At 72.4% G+C, this 17,841-nt stretch carries 19 protein-coding genes, 2 pseudogenes and 1 riboswitch; of the genes and pseudogenes, 7 read left to right on the forward strand and 14 right to left on the reverse strand.

Translation table 11 applies throughout. From position 1 onward, the window contains the following. The 3 genes and pseudogenes from FF36_RS32015 to FF36_RS06910 form a co-directional block, all read right to left on the reverse strand. Positions 1 to 1,526: pseudogene (locus FF36_RS32015) on the reverse strand (serine/threonine-protein kinase); the annotation flags it as partial. 909 nt (positions 1,527 to 2,435) lie between these two features. After that, the gene (locus FF36_RS06905) at positions 2,436 to 3,341 is read right to left on the reverse strand and encodes an LLM class F420-dependent oxidoreductase (RefSeq protein WP_044884180.1); all 906 of its coding nucleotides are present in this window, start codon (positions 3,339 to 3,341) and stop codon (positions 2,436 to 2,438) included. A gap of 145 nt (positions 3,342 to 3,486) precedes the next feature. Continuing rightward, positions 3,487 to 3,774 (reverse strand): LLM class oxidoreductase, encoded by a 288-nt coding sequence (locus FF36_RS06910; RefSeq protein WP_044884118.1) that lies wholly within the window; start codon positions 3,772 to 3,774, stop codon positions 3,487 to 3,489. 260 nt (positions 3,775 to 4,034) lie between these two features. On the opposite strand from FF36_RS06910, the gene FF36_RS06915 reads away from it, so the two are divergent. Next, complete coding sequence (locus FF36_RS06915) at positions 4,035 to 4,562, forward strand: TetR/AcrR family transcriptional regulator (RefSeq protein WP_044884119.1); 528 nt, start codon at positions 4,035 to 4,037, stop codon at positions 4,560 to 4,562. Positions 4,563 to 4,587: 25 nt separating this feature from the next. Here the strand turns inward: FF36_RS06915 and bluB are convergent, their stop codons facing one another. After that, entirely contained in the window at positions 4,588 to 5,238 is a 651-nt protein-coding gene (bluB, locus tag FF36_RS06920) for a 5,6-dimethylbenzimidazole synthase (protein WP_236706586.1), read from the reverse strand. Between bluB and FF36_RS40695 the strand changes: the two are divergent. Next, positions 5,206 to 5,319: pseudogene (locus FF36_RS40695) on the forward strand (hypothetical protein); the annotation flags it as partial. The gene bluB and the pseudogene FF36_RS40695 overlap by 33 nt on opposite strands. A gap of 149 nt (positions 5,320 to 5,468) precedes the next feature. Next, positions 5,469 to 5,666, reverse strand: a riboswitch (cobalamin riboswitch). On the opposite strand, the gene FF36_RS37325 reads toward FF36_RS40695, so the two are convergent. Further along, entirely contained in the window at positions 5,635 to 6,000 is a 366-nt protein-coding gene (locus FF36_RS37325; protein WP_236706580.1) for an FCD domain-containing protein, read from the reverse strand. Its footprint overlaps the riboswitch before it by 32 nt. Next, entirely contained in the window at positions 5,942 to 6,721 is a 780-nt protein-coding gene (locus tag FF36_RS06925) for an aminoglycoside 3'-phosphotransferase (protein WP_044884121.1), read from the reverse strand. The genes FF36_RS37325 and FF36_RS06925 overlap by 59 nt, the downstream gene beginning before the upstream one ends. A gap of 148 nt (positions 6,722 to 6,869) precedes the next feature. Here FF36_RS06925 and FF36_RS06930 point away from each other — a divergent pair, with 148 nt between their 5' ends. Continuing rightward, on the forward strand, positions 6,870 to 7,424 hold the full coding sequence (locus FF36_RS06930; protein ID WP_199865343.1) for a Uma2 family endonuclease: 555 nt from the start codon (positions 6,870 to 6,872) through the stop codon (positions 7,422 to 7,424). A gap of 24 nt (positions 7,425 to 7,448) precedes the next feature. On the opposite strand, the gene FF36_RS06935 is transcribed toward FF36_RS06930, so the two are convergent. Beyond that, complete coding sequence (locus tag FF36_RS06935; RefSeq protein WP_044884123.1) at positions 7,449 to 8,273, reverse strand: LysR family transcriptional regulator; 825 nt, start codon at positions 8,271 to 8,273, stop codon at positions 7,449 to 7,451. A gap of 582 nt (positions 8,274 to 8,855) precedes the next feature. Then, on the reverse strand, positions 8,856 to 9,821 hold the full coding sequence (locus FF36_RS06945) for a LysR family transcriptional regulator (protein WP_044884125.1): 966 nt from the start codon (positions 9,819 to 9,821) through the stop codon (positions 8,856 to 8,858). Between the two features lie 86 nt (positions 9,822 to 9,907). On the opposite strand from FF36_RS06945, the gene FF36_RS06950 reads away from it, so the two are divergent. After that, positions 9,908 to 10,735, forward strand: coding sequence for an oxidoreductase (locus FF36_RS06950; protein ID WP_044884126.1), 828 nt, complete (start codon positions 9,908 to 9,910; stop codon positions 10,733 to 10,735). 14 nt (positions 10,736 to 10,749) lie between these two features. Here FF36_RS06950 and FF36_RS06955 read toward each other — a convergent pair whose 3' ends face one another. Continuing rightward, entirely contained in the window at positions 10,750 to 12,198 is a 1,449-nt protein-coding gene (locus FF36_RS06955) for an acyltransferase family protein (RefSeq protein WP_082121734.1), read from the reverse strand. Between the two features lie 238 nt (positions 12,199 to 12,436). Here FF36_RS06955 and FF36_RS06960 point away from each other — a divergent pair, with 238 nt between their 5' ends. After that, entirely contained in the window at positions 12,437 to 13,747 is a 1,311-nt protein-coding gene (locus FF36_RS06960) for a hypothetical protein (protein WP_199865338.1), read from the forward strand. Between the two features lie 11 nt (positions 13,748 to 13,758). Here the strand turns inward: FF36_RS06960 and FF36_RS06965 are convergent, their stop codons facing one another. The 5 genes from FF36_RS06965 to FF36_RS06985 form a co-directional block, all read right to left on the reverse strand. Next, positions 13,759 to 14,139: a type II toxin-antitoxin system death-on-curing family toxin gene (locus FF36_RS06965; RefSeq protein WP_044884127.1), complete on the reverse strand. Its 381-nt coding sequence runs from the start codon at positions 14,137 to 14,139 to the stop codon at positions 13,759 to 13,761. Beyond that, the gene (locus FF36_RS06970) at positions 14,136 to 14,330 is read right to left on the reverse strand and encodes a ribbon-helix-helix domain-containing protein (protein WP_242422349.1); all 195 of its coding nucleotides are present in this window, start codon (positions 14,328 to 14,330) and stop codon (positions 14,136 to 14,138) included. The genes FF36_RS06965 and FF36_RS06970 overlap by 4 nt, the downstream gene beginning before the upstream one ends. A gap of 84 nt (positions 14,331 to 14,414) precedes the next feature. Then, on the reverse strand, positions 14,415 to 14,774 hold the full coding sequence (locus FF36_RS06975) for a hypothetical protein (protein WP_044884129.1): 360 nt from the start codon (positions 14,772 to 14,774) through the stop codon (positions 14,415 to 14,417). Between the two features lie 437 nt (positions 14,775 to 15,211). Further along, a complete protein-coding gene (locus FF36_RS06980; RefSeq protein ID WP_082121735.1) occupies positions 15,212 to 15,913 on the reverse strand; it encodes a Clp protease N-terminal domain-containing protein in 702 nt (233 codons plus the stop codon). A gap of 136 nt (positions 15,914 to 16,049) precedes the next feature. Beyond that, positions 16,050 to 16,814 carry an NAD(P)-dependent oxidoreductase gene (locus tag FF36_RS06985; protein WP_236706581.1) on the reverse strand — a complete coding sequence of 255 codons (765 nt, stop codon included), beginning with the start codon at positions 16,812 to 16,814 and terminating at the stop codon, positions 16,050 to 16,052. A 61-nt stretch (positions 16,815 to 16,875) separates the two neighbouring features. Here FF36_RS06985 and FF36_RS06990 point away from each other — a divergent pair, with 61 nt between their 5' ends. Together FF36_RS06990 and FF36_RS32470 are read left to right on the forward strand one after the other, a co-directional pair. Then, complete coding sequence (locus FF36_RS06990) at positions 16,876 to 17,259, forward strand: winged helix-turn-helix transcriptional regulator (protein WP_082121737.1); 384 nt, start codon at positions 16,876 to 16,878, stop codon at positions 17,257 to 17,259. Positions 17,260 to 17,567: 308 nt separating this feature from the next. Next, positions 17,568 to 17,771 (forward strand): ice-binding family protein, encoded by a 204-nt coding sequence (locus FF36_RS32470; RefSeq protein WP_082121746.1) that lies wholly within the window; start codon positions 17,568 to 17,570, stop codon positions 17,769 to 17,771. Positions 17,772 to 17,841 lie beyond the last annotated feature (70 nt).

The following is a 17,841-nucleotide window of genomic DNA, read 5'->3' on the forward strand; positions in this document are numbered from 1 at the left end:
CCCGACGGGGCCGCACCCGCCGAACTGGACGGTGCTGGCTCTCCTGCGCCGGCCAGGCCCGCCCCGACCTGGGCCGGCGTCGGAGGGGGCGCGTGCGCGGACGCCCCGGGCGTCGCCGAGACCGGCTGGGCCTGGATCTGCGTCACCGCCAGGTCGGGCGCCACCGCCGGATCGGCCGCCCCTGCGAGGCTGGCCGCCATCCCCGAACCGACCGCCTTCCCGGACCCGGCCCCAGAACCGGCCGACTTCCCTGGACCAGCCGCCGTCCCCGGACCGGCCGGCTTCCCCGGGTGGGAGTGGCGTTGCACCGGCAGACCAGGCGAAGCCACGCCGGCGGCATCCGGCGACACCGCCCCGCCGGGCAGGTACACGGGAGCCGGCGTCGTCACCGGATCGTCGAACTCCTCGTCCGTCAGTCCGAACGCGCCCGCCCCTGGCGCCACCCCCTGACCGGGCAGGTACATCGGGACCGGCGTGGTCACCGGATCGTCGAACTCCTCGTCCACCGGGTCGATCGGTGCCACGTGGACAGCGGGCTCGCCCGGAGAGGGTGGCCCGGACGGGGTGAACCATCCCACCGGCCCAGGGGAACCCGCCGAGGCGGCGGGTCCCACCTCGGATGACCCGGGCGGGTCACTCGGATGCCCTGCGGACACCCCCCGCGTCGTTGCCGCAACCAGTGAGGACGGCGGGGTGCGCAGCGGCGGCAGCGCGGGCAGCCCCGCCAGGCCGGGCAACAGCTCCTGCAGCCGGTCCGCGCCGGGCCGTTCATCCGGATCCTTGGCGAGCATCGCGGCCACCACGGCCCACAGTTCGTCGGGGACGCCCGTGGGCCGGCCAGGGGCCACATCGGCGTGGGCCCGCAGGATGGACAGCATCTCCCGGCCGGCGAACGGTGCGACGCCACAGAGCATCTCGTACAGCATGGTGCCGGCGGCGTAGATGTCCGCGGCCGGCCCGACCGCGCCGCCATCGACGCTTTCGGGGGCCATGTACAGGGGGGTGCCGAGCATGCCGCCGGGAATGGTCAGCCTCGTCGCCGCGGACGCCATCAGGCCGGCGACACCGAAGTCCGAGATCTTCGGCCGGAACCGTTCCCCGCCGCGGTCGAGCAGCACGTTCTCCGGTTTGAGGTCGCGGTGGACGATCCCGAGCCGATGGGCCGTCCCGAGCCCGGCGAGAATGTCGACGATCAGGCCGACCGCCTCCGCGGGCGGCATCGTGCGGCGCCGCTGCAGCTCCCGACGCAGATCCGAACCCTCGACGAATTCCATGACGATGGCCAGATCGCCGCGTTCGGCCACCAGGTCGTGAACCGCCACCACGAAAGGCGACTGGACCCGGATGAGAATGGCACGCTCACGCATGAACCGGGCGACCACTCCCGGATCCGAGGTGAAGTGGGGCAGCAGGAGTTTGAAGGCGAGAACATTGCCCGCCTCGTCATGGCCGCGCCACACCTCGCCCATGCCACCGCGACCGATGCGGTCTTCCAGGGTGTAGGAACTTCCCAGCTTTCTAACCACTCCGCGCCATCACCACTTCACTGTGGGTTCGAGGTGGACCCGCGGACCCGTGCCTTCCGCGGATCCCGGGGTTGCCACGGCCGACGGACGGGCAGCGGAACGCAGCGCGTCCGTCATCACGGCGCGGCATTCATGCCGCGGGCCACTGCCCGACGGTGTTACCCCGCGTTGCGCGCACAGGTCGTCCTCTCCGCGCCGGCGTCGGCGGGCCGCCCTCATTCCCGGTAAAGGCGTGCCCGCGGGCCGAAGCTGGTACCCGCGGTCTCAGGGTGCGATGTCCCTGGTCAGGATGCAGGACGCCGGAGTGCATGAGGAACATGGCAGATATGGCTTTCATCACCGGGGGAATCAGGGGACTCGGGTTTGTGCCGTCGGGCAGACGGCGCCCCGGCTCGGCCACCGAAGCGCAACGGTCCCGCCCGGTTCCTGCGACGCCCGGCGGGGCGCCGAGGCCATCGGGCGGAGCCCGGCGACGCCCGGCGGCCGTCTGGCGAGCTGACCGGCGGACGCCTGGCCGCTGGCCGGCTCCGGCCGGTGCGCACGACCCGGACGTTCCTGCTGCTGCGACGGCTCGCGGCGTGGCCCCGGCTGCTGGCAATCGTGTCCAGGCCGACATTGACGAGCGCGGTGGCCAGGTTGGCGGGCAACGCGCCGAGCACGACGACGCCGATCGCCCGCCAGACCTCGGCGGTAATCCCAAGCGACCCGGCGGTCGGGGCCGAGCGGGCCCCGCGGACACGTGGTGACCGCTGCCCGGCCCGGTTCCGGCACAGCCGAGAGGGCCTGATCGGGGGGCCCACCATCGAGCTCGGCGCGCCCACTGGTGGCCCGTCCGCTCGATGCTCCGGAGTACCGGGCGGGGTCCTCCAGCGGCGCGACCCGGCGCGGCCCGACGCGGCGGACGAGCGGTCAGCCGGCCGCGCGCAGCGCGGTGGCGACGTCGAGGGTGCGCGCCTGCTCCTGTGGGTCGCCGATCAGGCCCACGAGCAGCTCGGTCGCCCCGGCGTCGGCGTAGCGGCGCAGCGCCCGCTCGACGACCTCCGCCGTGCCGGCGACCACCGTCTCGTGCACCCCGCCGAGGCCCTCGCGATCGAGGATCGCCCGGTAGGAGGGCAGGTCCGAGGCAAAGCCGACCTGCGATGCCACCGCGGCACGGACCCCGTCCGGATCGGCGGTGACGCAGACCATGACCATGCACACCACCCGCGGCGCGGGCCGGCCCGCGTCCGCGGCCGCCTTGGTGATCGTCGGCGCGACGTGATCGCCGATGGTCCTCGGGCCCGTCCACACCGTCACGGTCCCGTCGGCCAGCTCGCCGGCGACCCGGAGCATGACCGGTCCCAGCGCCGAGACGAGCACCGATGGTGCGACGGCGACCGGCGCGTCGACCCGGCCGACCGCCGTCACCGTCTCCCCGTGGACGTCGACCGCCTCCCCGCGCAGCAGGGGCCCCAACGCGGTCAGGTACTCACGGATGTGGCGGGCCGGCCGGTCGTACGGGTAGCCGAACTGCCCCTCGATGATCGACCGGTGGCTGGGCCCGATCCCCAGGGTGAGGCCCGCGGGGGCCACCGCCTGGACGGTGAGTGCCTGCCCGGCCAGCGCGAGCGGATGGCGCGGGTAGGTCGGCACCACCGCGGTACCCAGCTCGATGCCGGGCACCGCTGTGGCCGACAGCGCCGCCAGGGTCAGCGCGTCCCAGGACACAAGCTGGCCGAGGAACGCGCTGTCCAGGCCGGCGCGCGCCGCCGTGCGGACCTGGTCGAGGACGTCGGCCGGGCTCGGGCCCGCGTTCACGTACATTCCGATCTTCATGATCTCCAACCTGAACCGGATCTTCAGTTTCCGCGCCCCGCGCCACCCTAGGCCGAAAGGGCGGCGCCAACGCGCAGGCGCCCCGCCCGTCTGGCCCGGTTGGGCGAGAGACCACTGGTCCGGTCGTCGGGATCAGGATCGGGGCTCAGCCGGCCGAGCGCAGGGCCGTGAGGACGTCGAGGCCGCGCGCCCGCTCCCCCGGGTCGCCGATCAGACTGACGACCAGTTCGGTGGCGCCGGCGTCGGCGTAGCGGCGCAGCGCCCGCTCGACGACCTCCGCCGTGCCGGCGACGACCGTCTCGTGTACTCCGGACAGACCCTGCCGATCCAGGATGGCCCGGTAGGCGGGGAACGCGCTGTCGAGGCCCGCTCGGGCCGCGGTCCGAACCTGATCGACCAGGGCCTGCGGGCCCGGACCGCCGCCGAGATACAACCCGATCTTCGTGATCGCTCCAACCTGAACCGGACCTTCCGGTTCGGCTCAGGACGCTACATTAAGCTGAATGCCATACTCCGGTTGACCGGAGGTCGGCTCCATCCGCCCGGTCCACGGCCGGCGGGTGGGCGAGCGGAAGCCTGAAGTCGGGGGCTGGCGGGCTCCAGACGAGGGGCCCAGACCGGTAGGACCCAGACCGGTAGGACCCAGACCGGGGGCCCAAACCGGTGGGGCGCAGGAGGCGGAGGGAGCGGGCCGTGCGAGCCGACGCGCAGCGCAACCGCGAGCTCATCGCGACCACCGCCCTCGATCTGCTGGCCCGGCGCGGGCCGGCCGTGTCCATGGAGGAGATCGCCCGCGCCGCGGGCCTCGGTGTCGGCACCCTCTACCGGCACTTTCCCGACCGTCAGTCGCTGCTGGACTCGGTCGCGGCCACGACGCTGCGCACGCTGCTCGCCGCGGGCCGGGCCGAGCAGTCCTCCGCCGCGCCGCGCTGGCAGGTCCTGGTCCGGATCGTGGCGCGGTGCACCGGCCTGCCCCTCGCCCTGATCTCGTCGCTGCCCGACGCCACCCGGGTCGACCCGACCGTCGCCGACCTGGTGGCGGAGCTCGACGCACTGTTCCAGGGCCTGGTCGAGGACGCCCAGCGCGAGGGATCGCTGCGGGCCGACCTCACCGGCGCGCAGGTGGTCGGCCTGCTCAACGTGGCAGTCTGCCGCCCCGGCGCGCGCGCCGACGACCCGCTGACGACGGTCCTGCTCGACGGCCTGCGGGCCCGCCCCTGACCCGCGCCCGCCCGATGGGGCGCGTCTAGGCGGAGCGTCGCTCGGGCCGTCCACGCCAGCGTTCGGCGTGGACGGCGTCGGCCAGGGGACGCCGTCGCGCCCAGCCGTGACGTTCCAGGTCGGGGGTGTCCTCGAGGTGGGTCACGGGGCCGACGCACAGCCAGGCGACCGGGCGGATCCCGACGGGGATGCCGAGCAGCTCCCGGACGAACGGCTCCCGGTAGAACGACACCCAGCCGACCCCGAGGCCCTCGGCGGTCGCGGCGAGCCACAGGTTCTCGATGGCCAGGCACACCGAGTACAGGCCCGCGTCGGCGATGGCGTGCCGCCCGAGGACCGCCGGTTCCCCGCGCGCCGGATCGTAGGTGATGACCAGCGACATCGACGCGGCCAGGATGCCGTCGATCCGGATCCCGGCGAAACGCTCGGCCCGCTCCCCGGCCAGGGTCCCGGCGAACACCGCCCGTTCGTGCTGGACGTGCGCGTGGAAGGCCCGACGCGTCCCGTCGTCGGTGACGCGGATGAAGTCCCAGGGCTGGCTGAGCCCGACACTCGGCGCGGCGTGGGCGGCGGCGAGGACACGCCCGAGGACGTCGGCGGGGATCGGCGCCCCGGTGAACTGGCCGCGCACGTCGCGCCGACGGTGGATCGCGTCGTACAGGGCGTCGGCACCCAGGCCGGTCGCGGGGCCCGATCGGGCCATCGGGTCGGCCCAGGCTGCCGGGTCGGCCCAGGCTGCCGGGTCGGGCCGGACTGCCGAGTCGGGCCGGACTGCCGAGTCGGGCCGAGCTGCCGGGTCGGGCCGAGCTGCCGGGTCAGACGAGGTGACGGCGTCCAGCCGGGGAGTGGTTCCGGCGTCACGATGGTGGTGTGGCAAGGCAGGCTCCCGCTGTCGGCCGCCCGGGTGGGCGGCGTGGCGGCGGGGCCGGTCTTCGGACTCCCGGATCGACGCCGGACCGTCCGCCTTCCCAGGCCGGTGGCCCAGTGGCTGCGTGGCACGCGTGGACGGCGACTTCCCGGTTACCGCGGCGGGCCCGTGCCGGACTCGCACCGGCTTCCCGATTCTCCCCGGTCACCCGGGGCACCCCGCAATTGTTGCCATCGCGGACGCTACCAGCCCGGCGCGGGCATCCCCCACCATCGCCGAGCACGGGCGCCACCGGGACCGCCCGCGATCCGGCTCAGACCAGCGCGGCGGGGCATCCCGGACCGAAGCCCGGTGCGGCGGATTGTGCGCCGCCGCGACGATGGCCACGTGCAGGGCGACGTCGGCGTCGACGAAGGCCACATCGTCCCCGCCGGCCGCGGCGGCGCGGCGATCCGCGAGCGCCGCGCGCAGGGCGGCCAGGTCGGCGGTAGCCTCCGCCCCGCCCGGCGGGTCAGGGACCGAGGCGCCACAGGCGGCGGTAGTAGGCGGTGCGGTCGTCGTCCGGGGCAACGCCGTACGCGTCGAGCAGGACCGTCTCCCAGCCGGGGCCGTAGTTCCACACGGTGCTCCAGGTCGCCACGGCGAGGTCGGCCCAACGGTCCGCCACGCCGAGAGCGCCGAGATCCACGTGCCCCGAGCAGGTTCCATCATCGGTGAGCAGGGTGTTGGGCACGCACGCATCGCCATGGCAGACGACGAGCAGGTCGGGCGGCGGCGGATCGCCAAGATCGTCGACGAGGCGCCGCTGCGCCGGCGTGGTCGCCACCGCGGCCGCCGCGGCCCGCCGGTCCGACACCGACCAGGAGAACGGGCAGCCCGCGACGGGCAGCGCGTCGTGCAGCGCGCGCAGCCCCACGCCGACCGCCCGCACGGCGCGCCCCGGGTCGGCCAGCCACCGTGCCTCGACGGCGTTGCGGCCCGGTAGTCCCGCCGTGAGCAGCCAGCTCCCCGCGCCGTCCCCGCCCTGGTCCAGCACCGTGGGCACGGCGGTGAACGGCGCCGCCCACGCCAGGCGGACCGCCTCGGCCGCGAGATCCCGGCCGCTGCCGGCCGGTGCCCACTTGAGGAACCGGCGTTCGGGCGCGCCGACGAGCTCGAACGTCAGCCCACCGAAGGCGTTGCGCCAGACGGGTCGCACCTCGACACCGGCGGCCACGGCCACGACCGCAGCCGGGATCGCCGTCCCCTCCTCGACCGCCCCTCCCAGCACGGGGCCGTCATCGCCGACCATGCACCGCCTCCGCCGCCGAGTAGTGGACCACGGGAACATCACCCTCCGGCCCGAGTGCGAGGAAGGCCCGGGAGGATCCCGGTACGCTGAGGCCGGCGAGACCATGCCTGCCGTGCCGGTTCAGGGGAGGTGCGTCATGTCCGCGGAGATGATTGCGCCCGCGTGGATGCACGAGCAGATCTCGGCGGAGGAGTACGACTCCTGGTCCGAGGAGCAGTGCGCGGGCGTCGAGATCGTGGACGGGATGGTCGTCGTGAGTCCCAGTGCCACGAAGCGGCACAACCGGCTGGCCCGGATCGTCGCGAACGCTCTGGACGCGGCCGCGGGGCCGGACTGGAACGCCGACACGGACTTCGACGTCCGCCTGCAGGACGTGCCGCTCACCAACCGCCGTCCGGATGTCGTGGTGTATCGCGCGGACACGATCGACGTCACGCCCACTCGTCCGGAGCACGTGCTGCTGGTGGTGGAGATCGTCTCGCCGGGTTCGGAGACCACCGACCGGATCGTGAAGGTCGAGCAGTACGCCCGGGCCGGCATCGCCTTCTACTGGCGGATCGAGCAGGCCGCCACCGGCGTTCCGCTGGTGTACACCCATGTCCTCGATCCCGCGACCAGGGCCTACCGGGATGGAGACGTGTTCACCAACGTGGTCAGGGCCTCGGCTCCCTTCGCGGTGGAGATCAACCTGGGTCAGATCTGACCCGATCGTGCTGAGCCGCGCCGCTCAGGCGGCTCCCTGCGGCCCGAAGGCGGCAACGAGGCTCTGGACGCAGGCCGGGGCCTTCGCCGTGAAGACCACGAGGCAGCCGCAGGCGTTCAGCGGCGGGTCGAGCCGGAGGACCGACGCCTTCGAGATCCCGGCGTCGAGGCCGGCGGCGACCTCGACGTCGGCGTAGATCAGCGCCCACGCGGGCGGTCCGTTTCCGATCTCGACGAGGGTGTCCGCCGCGTCGCAGCTCGGGCGACCCAGGCGCGGTTCGAAGCCCTCGGCCCGACATGCGTCGAGAGCGAAGTCGTGGAACGGCGGATCGTAGGCCCGAGCGGGGATGCGCAACGGTAGATCAGCCAGGTCCCGCAACCGTACCGTCGGTCGCCGAGCCAGCGGGTGCGTCGCCGGCAGGGCCACCGCCACCGGTTCCGGCCACAGCTCGAGAACCTGCAGGCCCTCGCCCGCGGGGACCGCACGCAGCAGCGCCAGCTCCATCTCCCCGCGGACGACGGCGGCAAGCTGCTCGACGACGGGGATCGCGACCAGCTCCAGCTCGATGTCGAGTTCGCTGTTGGTCTGTCGCAGTATTTCCAGCCCGCGCGTGAGTCGGGCGCCGAGGCCCGGGCTCATCCCGACCCGCAGGACCCGGGTCGGCGTCGCGGCCAGCTCCGCGGCCACCGCGGTGACCCGGTCCACCGCTGCGAGCGCGGCCCGAGCCTCGACCAGCAGCCGTTCGCCGGCGGGGGTGAGCCGCACCCGACGCGACGACCGGTCGGCGGCCCGGCCGAAGTGCAGCTCCTCCGCGACGGTGACGAGGTAACGCAGGTGCCGCAGTTCCACCGCATCCGCCTCCGTCGATCAGATCCCGTTATCGCTGTACGGAAGAACTGCCCCTTGGTCGCGAAGGTTCCGTCTCGTTGACTGGCAACACCGAAGCGGACACGTGAAGGGAGACGGCATGCGCGTGGGACTGTGATCCGAATAGCACCTACCGTCAGAAACGGCGCCCTGCCCGTGTCCGCACGTCCGGTCACTTCCCCAACCCGGACAGAAGGTCCTACTGGCCGAAGGAAAACCGCAGCTGCGCGTTGATGAGNTCGTTCAGGCGCTTTCGCCGCGGGACGACGACGTCGGGCGGCGCCTCCTGCGGGGCCAGCAGGGTCCACCGCAGGCCGGTCCCCTGCCCGGTGGACTCGATGTCGAAACGGATGAGGTCGTCGGGGTGGGCCGCCCAGATCGACGACCAGACGACCAACCCGGGTCGGGTCGACTCCATCACCCGCGGCGCGACTTCACCCCGACGCAGGGTCAACCATTGCCGCTGCGGGTCCCGGTTCGGCTTCATCAGCGCCTCCCAGACCACCCAGGACGGAGGCGGCTGGCTTCTTCGCCGGGTCGCGATCGCGTACATGTCGCGTCACGTTAGCGACCGAACCCGGCCCCGTCACCGCCATTGTCACCGTCCGCACTGTCACCGTCCGGACTGTCCGGGCCGCCGTCCCCGACGGCCAGGCGGACGGCACGCGCGTAGGCCTGGACGAGCGGACGACGATCATCGGTGTGCCAGGCCACCGCCAACCGGCTGGGTGAGACGCCGACGACCGGACGGGTGACGACGCCTCCGCGGGTGACCAGCGGGGCGTTCCTCACCGCCAACAGACAGACGCCGTAGCCGCCGACCAGGGCTTCGTACGTCTCGTCCGCGCCCGCGATCTCGGCGCCGATCACCGGTGGACGTCCGCCGCGGGCGTCGAGCGCGAGCCAGTAGTCCCGCAGCCGTCCCGCGCTGGGCGGCAATGCCAGGAACGGCTCGTCCAGCAGATCGGCGAAGTCGACGGTCTCCCTGGACGCCAACCGATGTGTCCGGGGCAGGGCGACGTGGCGCGGTTCCGCGGCGACGACGATCCACGTGTAGCGCTCGGCGTCGCCGAGCGGCAGCCAGACGAAGGCCACGTCGCTGGACCCGTTTGCCAGTCCGGCGGTCGAGTCGTCCCAACTGACCTGGCGCAGCATGAGCCGGACGTCGGGCACCTCGGCGGTGAGCCGGGAAGTGATCGCCGGCAGCAGACCGCCGCGACCGGGGCTGGTGTTCATCCCGACCACCAGGGTCGCGCGCTGCTCCGCCTTGGCTCGCTCGGTCGCCTCCCGGGCGGCGTCCCACTCGGCCAGCACGCGTCGGGCATGGGGCAGCAATGCCCTGCCGACCGGCGTCAGCCGGACCTCCCGGCGGTTCCGCTCGAACAGGGACGCGCCGAGATACCGCTCCAACATACGGATCTGTTTACTCAGGGCAGGCTGTGAGATGAACAGCCGCTCCGCGGCTCTCGTGAAGTGCAGTTCTTCGGCGACCGCCACGAAATATCGGAGATCCCGGCCCAGCGCATCCATAACCACTGGCTATCACAGCGGAACTTGGACCTGCGTCGGTCCCGCCGGCAGTCTGGAGAGGACGGACCGACGACGGGAGAAACACGATGAGCCGAGTATGGCTGGTAACCGGCGCAAACAGCGGCTTCGGCCGGGCGGTGACCGAGGCGGCGGTCGCCGCCGGGGACGTCGTGGTCGCGACGGCCCGCCGCGCTGCGACGTTGGACGACGTCGTCGCGAAGTATCCCGCGCAGGTCGAGGCGGTTCCGCTGGACGTCACCGAAACCGGCACGATCGACGCGGTCGTCCGGGATGTGGTAAGCCGGCATGGCCGGATAGACGTGCTGGTCAACAACGCCGGCCGCAGCCACGTCGGCGCGGTCGAGGAGACCACCGACGCCGAGCTGCGATCCCTTTTCGACGTCCACGTGTTCGGCCCGGCAGCGCTGGTCCGGGCCGTCCTGCCGCACATGCGCGCCGCGGGATCCGGCGCGATCGTGCAGATGAGCAGCATGGGCGGTCAGATGTCGTTCGCCGGATTCTCCGCCTACAGCGCCACCAAGTTCGCGCTCGAGGGCCTGTCCGAGGCGCTCGCAGCCGAAGTCGCCCCGCTGGGAATCACGGTTCTCGTGGTCGAGCCGGGCTCCTTCAGGACCGGACTGTTCGGGGGTACTTCCGCGAGCACCGAGATACCCGTCTACGCCGACACCGTCGGCCCGACCCGCCGGATGGTCGAGACCAGCGACGGCAGCCAACCCGGTGATCCGGCGAAGGCCGCGGCCGCGATCATCACCGCGCTGGACGCGCCCCGGGTTCCCCTGCGCCTTCTGCTCGGATCCGACGCGGTCGATGCGATCATCGCCCATCTCGACGCCGTCCGCGCCGACATCACCGCCTGGGAGAAGGTCGCCCGGGCCACCGCGATCGACGACTGACCCCGCGGTCTCCGTCACCGGCTCCCGCGGCTGCCCGCCAACGCAGGCTGGCGACGCGGCGGGCTCGCGCGGGGCGGCCGGGGCCCCGCGGGACGGCGCCGCTGGATGGGCAGTTCGAGCAGGTAGTACGACGTGGCCGCCAGGGCCATCGAGATGACGCCGACCACCACGACCGCCGGCCACCGGCCGAGCGCACCGGTCAGGTCGTGGCCCCAGTGCGCGACCACGGGAAAGTGCCAGAGGTAGAAGCCGTAGGAGACCCGGCCGAGCCAGGCCAGCGGACGGGCGGCGAGGGCACGGAACAGCCAGCTTGTCGTCGCGCCCTGCTCCAGGGTCAGGATGAGGGCGCCGGCAAGCAGCGCGACCACCGTGTAACCGCCGCGGGACAGCCACGCCGACCCCTGGCCCCAACCGCTCGGCGCGGTCACCGTCGCCACCGCCAGCAGCGCGAGCGCGGCCGGACCGGCCACCGGCAGGACGGCCCCGACGCGGTCGAGACGGCGCCGCCAGCACAGCGCCGCCCCACCCTCGCCAGCCGCCCCCTGCCGCGCCGCCCGCAGCCAGGCGGCGAGCGCGCAGCCGACCAGCAGCGCGTCGGCGCGGGTGTCCAGGGCGAAGTACGTCCGCGTCCCCGGCGCCCCGGACGTGACCAGCACGTTGCGCCACAGCGCGACGCCGGCCACCCCGCCCAGCAGGACCACGGGCAGCCGGCGGGCCAGCGACGGCCGGCGGCACAGGGCCACCAGCACCAGCGGCCACAGCAGGTAGAACTGCTCCTCCAGCGACAGCGACCAGGTGTGTCCCAGCCAGCCGGCCCCCGTGCTCTGCCGCACCACCTGGAAGTAGTTGTTCAGGTACAGCGTCGAGGCGGCCAGGCTGTCGAGGAACTCGGTCCGCTCGCCGGCCGTGCCGATCCCCGGCAGCACGACTGCCGTGAGGCCGACGAGGGCCAGCAGCCAGAACGCGGGCAGCAGCCGGTAGGCGCGCCGGAGGTAGAACCGCGTGAGGGATACCCCTCCGGTCCGGTCCCGTTCGGCCAGCAACTGTCCGGTGATCAGGAAACCGCTGAGCACGAAGAACACGTCGACACCGAGGTAGCCGCCGGGCAGCGAGTCCATGTGGAACACGAGCACGCAGAGCACCGCGAGCGCCCGAACGCCGTCCAGCGCGGGGTTGCGGCCGCCGCGCCCGGCGCCGCTTCGCTCGGGCGCCCCGGTCGCCCGAGCAGCCCGTTCCTGGGGGGCGGCCGACCCGGTTGGCCTGGTCGAACCGGCCGGCCGGCCATCCGTTCGTAGCTGGCCGGGCGTCCGTGGCTGGCCGGGCGTTCGTGGCTGGCCGGGCAGCCGCGACGGCGGGTCGGCCAGCAGGGTGCCCGGCGGGCGGTCCGCCGCTGGCGAGCGCCTGGGCGACACCACTGCGGCGCGGCGCGCTCCGCGTTCCGGGTCGTGTCCGTGCTCAGCCATCCACGCTCCCCTCAGAACTGCCGGTCTGCCCGTCTCCTCTCCGTTCGCACCCTTCGTATCCCGCCAACCTTGGCGTTTACTGTCAGACGGACCCGGCGACCGCGACGACGAGACCGACTTTCGGCATCCAGAGCACTACGCAGCGAAGTCATTCCCCGCAGGTGCGGGTTGAGCCGTCGCCGCCCGGCCAAGTCCTCCGGCAGCCGAGGGCGCGCCGGTCGACAGATAGGTTGTTGGCGTGCGGAACCAGGGCACGACCTCCACGGACGTCCGGGCGGCCGTCCTGTCCGCCGCCGTCATCGGGGGCATGGCCGGAGTGGCCCTCGGCGCTCACCGAGGGCGACGCGGGGTCGGCCTGGGCGGCCTCACGGGAGCGGTCACGCTGGCGGCGTCCGAGGCGGTCGCCCGTGCTCGGCAGCGGCCGGGCGAACTACCCGCCCTGTGGCAGCGGACGGCGACCAGCGCGGCGCTCGTCGCCCCCGCCGGCTGGGCGGCCGGGCGGCTGGCCGGCGCCGGCCCCGTCACGGTCGGCGCGGCGACCGGAGGCGTCGGCGGCCTGCTGGGGCTGCGGCCGCAGAAGGTGCTGCTCGGGCCGCTGGTCGGAGCGGCGGTGGGCACGGCGCTCGCGGCGCGCGCACGCCCGGTGCCGCCGGCGGCGGCGGCCAGCATCACGATGGCGGCCTACCGGTGCGTCTCGCCACTGCTCTTCCGCGATCCGCAGGTGAGCCTGCTCGCCGAACGGGTCCCCGCGCAGCGGCTGCCCTTCGTCGTGCCCCGGCAGGCGCGCTCGCGCCGGGTCGGCACCGGCTACGTTCGGGAGCTGGCCGAGGAGCTTGGCGGCCACTACGTCGCCGATGCCGCCGACGTGGGGATCGTCGCCTCCCTGGACGACCTGGCCGGCCCGGACCTCGACCCCGCCGGCGTCGACCCGCTGGTCCGCGAGTTCTACGAGCACACCACCCGGTTCACCCTCGACATCGTGCCGCGATGGCGGCTGTGGGTGCGTCCCGGCTACCTGCTGTATCGAACCGCGCTGGCCCGCCCGCTGGGGCAGGCGAACGTACCCATGAACCAGCGGGAGACCCAGCGCGGTATCCGCAGCCGCATCGACACCATCAGCCCACCGGGCACCCCGCCGGACACCGAAGCGGTGGCGGTCCGCGGCTGGATCCGCTCGTTCGCCGATACCGACGAGCCCATCTACGTCGGCATCTACACCACCTACCGGCACCGCGACCGCGGGTACGTCAGCGTCGGCTTTCCGCTGCCCCAGGCGAGTTTCACGGCGACGCTCCTGCCCCGCAGCCGGGCCGACGGCGGGCTGACCCTGACCAGCCGTAGCGATCAGGAGCACCCCGGCCATTACCTTGCCTATCGCGACCCGACGGACGGCAGCCTCACGGCCCTGGCAGTCCACGGGTTCGCCGAGGAGCTCGACGTCCACCGGGACGAGGGCGAGCTACGCGCGGAACACTCGTTCTTTCTTTTCGGCATCCCTTTCCTCGTCCTTCATTACCGCATCACCCGCAAACAGCCGACCCCGAGGTGAGGCCCGCAGCACTAGTCGCGGTCCGCCGGGACGACGCACAGCCGATCGGCAATTTTCTCGACGTCGGCGATCCCCTGCTCCGCATCCATGACGAGCTCGAACGCCTTGTCGTCGACGAGGTCGGTGGTGCAGCCGTTGATGTCGAGGAAAACCACGGCTGCGAGCCACGCCAGACGCTTGTTGCCGTCGACCAGGGGGTGACTTCGGGCAACGGAATGCAGGAGCGCGGCCGCCTTCAGCGCCGGGCTCGGATATGCGTCCTGACCGAATGCGCTGGAAGACGCGCGGGCAGCCGCCGCGTCGAGTAGACCGACATCCCGCACCGGACCAGCACCGATAACGCGTACGAGGGCGAGCAGATCCTCCAGGTCGAGATACTCGACAGCACTCACACGGTGCCCAGGCGAGCGAGCACGTCCCCCCACCGGGCGATCATTCGATCCGCACTGTCCGCCACCCGGGCCACATGGCCGGCCCGCTCGTAACGCTCCAGCACAGCACGCCGAATGATCTCCTGCCGAGAGATGCCCTCGGCCGCCGCCAGCACCGTCAGCGCGTGCTCCAGCTCCTCGTCAGTCCGCACCGTCAGCGCCATGCCGCCGACGATACCATCCTGATACCAAACCGGGGCCCGGGCCGCGAGACCCGAGCCCCGGTACCGCTCGGGCTACCCGGCCGCGATCTGCGTGACGGTCTTCAGGTCCGCGCTGACGAGGTACTTCACCGTGACGCCGGCCCTGGTACCGACCACAAGGTAGGACCCGTCAGAGTTCTTCAGCACGCTGGTGACCACGACCGACGCGTCCTTGGCTTTGACCGCCGCGGTCACCTTCGACAGCTCACCCACCGACAACGACGTGTTCACCGACGTGGCCAACCCGGGCGCGCCGTTCCCGCCCGTCCCCGCCTGGACACCGGCGGACAGTCCCGTGCTAGCGCTCGCCATCGTCGCACCGCCGAAAACAAGCCCCGCGGCGGCGGCGATGGTCGTGAAGGCGAGGCCGATCTTCTTAACAGGAATTCTCATGGCTCCCCTTCGCGCGGGGCGGGCCGACAGCCGGCCCGCCCGATACTCTCCTCATCTCGGTCGACACCCCGCCCGTTTTCCCGGGGCTGGTCCCGTGCAAGGCTCAGGAAATTCCAGCGCGCGAACACGGATTTCCGCTTTCCCCGGTGGAACGTTACGGGTGTGTCAAGAAGGACGCTACCCGTGGACCGACCGATCCCAACTCCGAAAGGTCTGTCGCCAGGCCGATAGTTTGTGGATTCCCCGGCATTGCGCCTGGCCAAGGACATTGCCGTTGCCAGGCTCACAGCACAGGCACCAGACCAGCGTGGCGACGCTCGGGTGTGACGATCGTCTCGGCAACGTGTGTTCTGGACGGAACTGCTTCCCCTGATCGGAAATCCGCCGCTACCCGGCGCTCGCCGCGACCTGCGACCCGTCCGACCTGAGTGCCGCGATCACTCGGGTGAGGTGGACGGCGATGGGGTCTCGCCGCCGGTCTGCAGGTCTGCTGCTATCTGGGCGCGTTCCGCGAGCAGGGCCTTCTCGCGTTCGCGCATCGCGGTCGCGGCGGTGAAATCGCCCGCGTCGATGGCTGCGTCCTTCGCCGCCCGCGCCTGGCTGAGCTGCCCGGCGATCTCACGGGTCCGCGCGTTGGCTCTGGTGATGGCCGCCCGTGGCGGAGAATACGTCGTCTCGGACGGAGGGGCTTCCTGCGTGGCGCCGGTGGCGGCGATGGCGGCGAGAACTCGGCGGCCGGCTTCCTCGGGGTCGACGCCGAGACGGACGAGGATGTCGACGGCGACACCCTCGTCCTCGTCCAGCAGTCCGAGCAGGAGATGCCCGGGGCCGATGAAGGTGTGGTGGAGCCGCTGAGCCGCACGCAGCGACTTCTGCAGGACCTTCTTCGCCCGCGGGGTGAACGGGATGTGCCGTGGTGTTGTGTGCTCGCTCGCGCCGACGGCCGCCACGACCGCCGACCGGCCGTCTGCCAGCGTGAGTCCGTACGAACCCAGTACGGCATCCGCCGGCCCGGTGTCGTCGTGGAGCAGGCCGAGCAGGAGGTGTTCCACGCCGATCCGGTCATGGCCGAGCGACCTGGACTCCTCCTGCGCGTGGACAACGACCAGCCGGGCGCTGTCGGTGAATCTCTCGAACATCCGCGACCCTCCTCGGGTTCCCTTCCGCTCGACACCGACGCGGTCGACCCCATCATCAACCACCTCGACGGCGGCCGCCGAGAATTCACCGCAGGGGAGCGCAGCTGGCGCGCTTCCACCCGCTGTCCGCGGGCGGTCAGGCACTCGATTCCGGCGCTCCTTCCTGCACGGTTTCCGTCGGCGGAGGCAGAACGGCAACCTGGGTCTGGTGCAAGGTCGGGGTTTCGGCCTGGTCCGCTACCGCGTGCGCGAGTTGGCCGTAGCCGAGCACGCCCTCGAAAAGGCGGCGGTCGAGCGGCGGTTCGACGAGAACGTAGCCCGCCGAATCAGCCGCGCCGTCGGCCTGCAACCCCGCCGGTGGGGTGACGACCAACCAGTCGAGTTCGGACGCGTAGCGGCGCAACGCGGGCAGTTCACGCGCGTGCGCTCGCGCGAACGGCAACAGCCACGGCGGGAAGACCGCGGAGTCGTCCATGACCATTCGCCCGTCGGCCATGGTCAGCGTGGCAAACAACCCGATCGTGATCAGCCGGGTGGCCGACGATGTCCGCGCGCCGCCGACGACAGTGGCGACGATGTGTTCGTAGAACGCTTCGTCAAAGCCGTCGAACGAGGGCGGCGGCGCCGTGAAGGGCGTCACCGCGACCACGATGACGTCGGCGTCGCGCAGAACGTCGACGAGGTCGGCGCCGCGGGTGGCATCCGCCTCGGCCACCTCGACCCCGAGATCTCCCAGCGACCGGTGCCGACCGGCGTCGCGTACCACGCCGGTCACCCGATGCCCGCGGGTGACGAACTCCTGGCTGACGGCGCGTCCCGCGCGACCACCGGCACCGAGCACGGCGACCCGTGCCGGTGCACCCGGTCGAGATACCGCCCGGACGGGTTGTGTTCCTGTCATGGCGGCCAACCTAGAACGCGGTAGGCCGGTTACCGCAACGTGACCGGTTACCGTTGGCGGTGTGGAGAAGACGGCCGACGCCCCGACCTTCGACCCGGCCTGCCCGATGAGCGCCTTCCCGGTGCAGATCGGCGACAAGTGGACCGCGATGGTCGTCCTGTGTCTCGAGGCCCGGCCCCGACGGTTCTCCGAGCTCAGGCAGCTCCTCGGCTCGGTGAGCGCGAAGGTCCTGACCGACACCCTCCGCGCGATGGAACGTGACGGCCTGGTGAGCAGAAGCGTCTTCGACGAGAACCCACCCCGGGTGGAGTACCGGCTGACCGCGCTCGGCCGGACGCTGCTCCAACTGGTCGACGCGGCCCGGAGCTGGGCTCGGGACAATCTCGACGACCTGCTGTCGGCCCGCCGGCAGCACGACGACATGCCACTCCCGTCGCCGAGGTAGGTAGGTCGTCCGGTCACGCGAAGACGCGCGGGCGCCGCCGCCCTGATCACGGGAGCCCTGATCACGGGAGCCCTGGTTCGGTCGTCGGGGCCGGGCGCGTCTCGTGGTCGGCGTCGATTGCCTCGGTGATGGACGTAGCGGGCGTACGGCTGGCCCACGGCGGCGTCGAGCACGGGCAGTAAGCGGTGTCGCAGAACTGAGCCGAACCCTGGTCTCGAGCCTGCCGCTCGCGGCGAAATTCCAGCCAGATCCGGATCGGGTGCCCGCCGGTCGGCGGTGCGACGACCGTCCCGATCGGGGTGATCGCGATGGTCGGAGCCACGACCGCCAGCGCGGCCACCCCGACGGTTCTCACAGCGTCCGCAAGCAATGTGAAGCTGGTCAACGGCGCGCAGGCAGCCAACGTCTTCTGGATTGTCGGTAGCTCCGCCACCCTCGGCACCTACTCCGTTCTCAGTGGCAACATCCTGGCAAGCGTCTCACCCGTCACCTACGAACTCATTGGCTACTGAACCCCGCGCCGCCCGCGCCGGCGAATACCGGCGCGGGCGGTGACATACACTTCAGGCCGCGCCCGGCACA

This window comes from Frankia torreyi, assembly GCF_000948395.1.
GTDB classification, from domain to species: Bacteria; Actinomycetota; Actinomycetes; order Frankiales; family Frankiaceae; genus Frankia; species Frankia torreyi.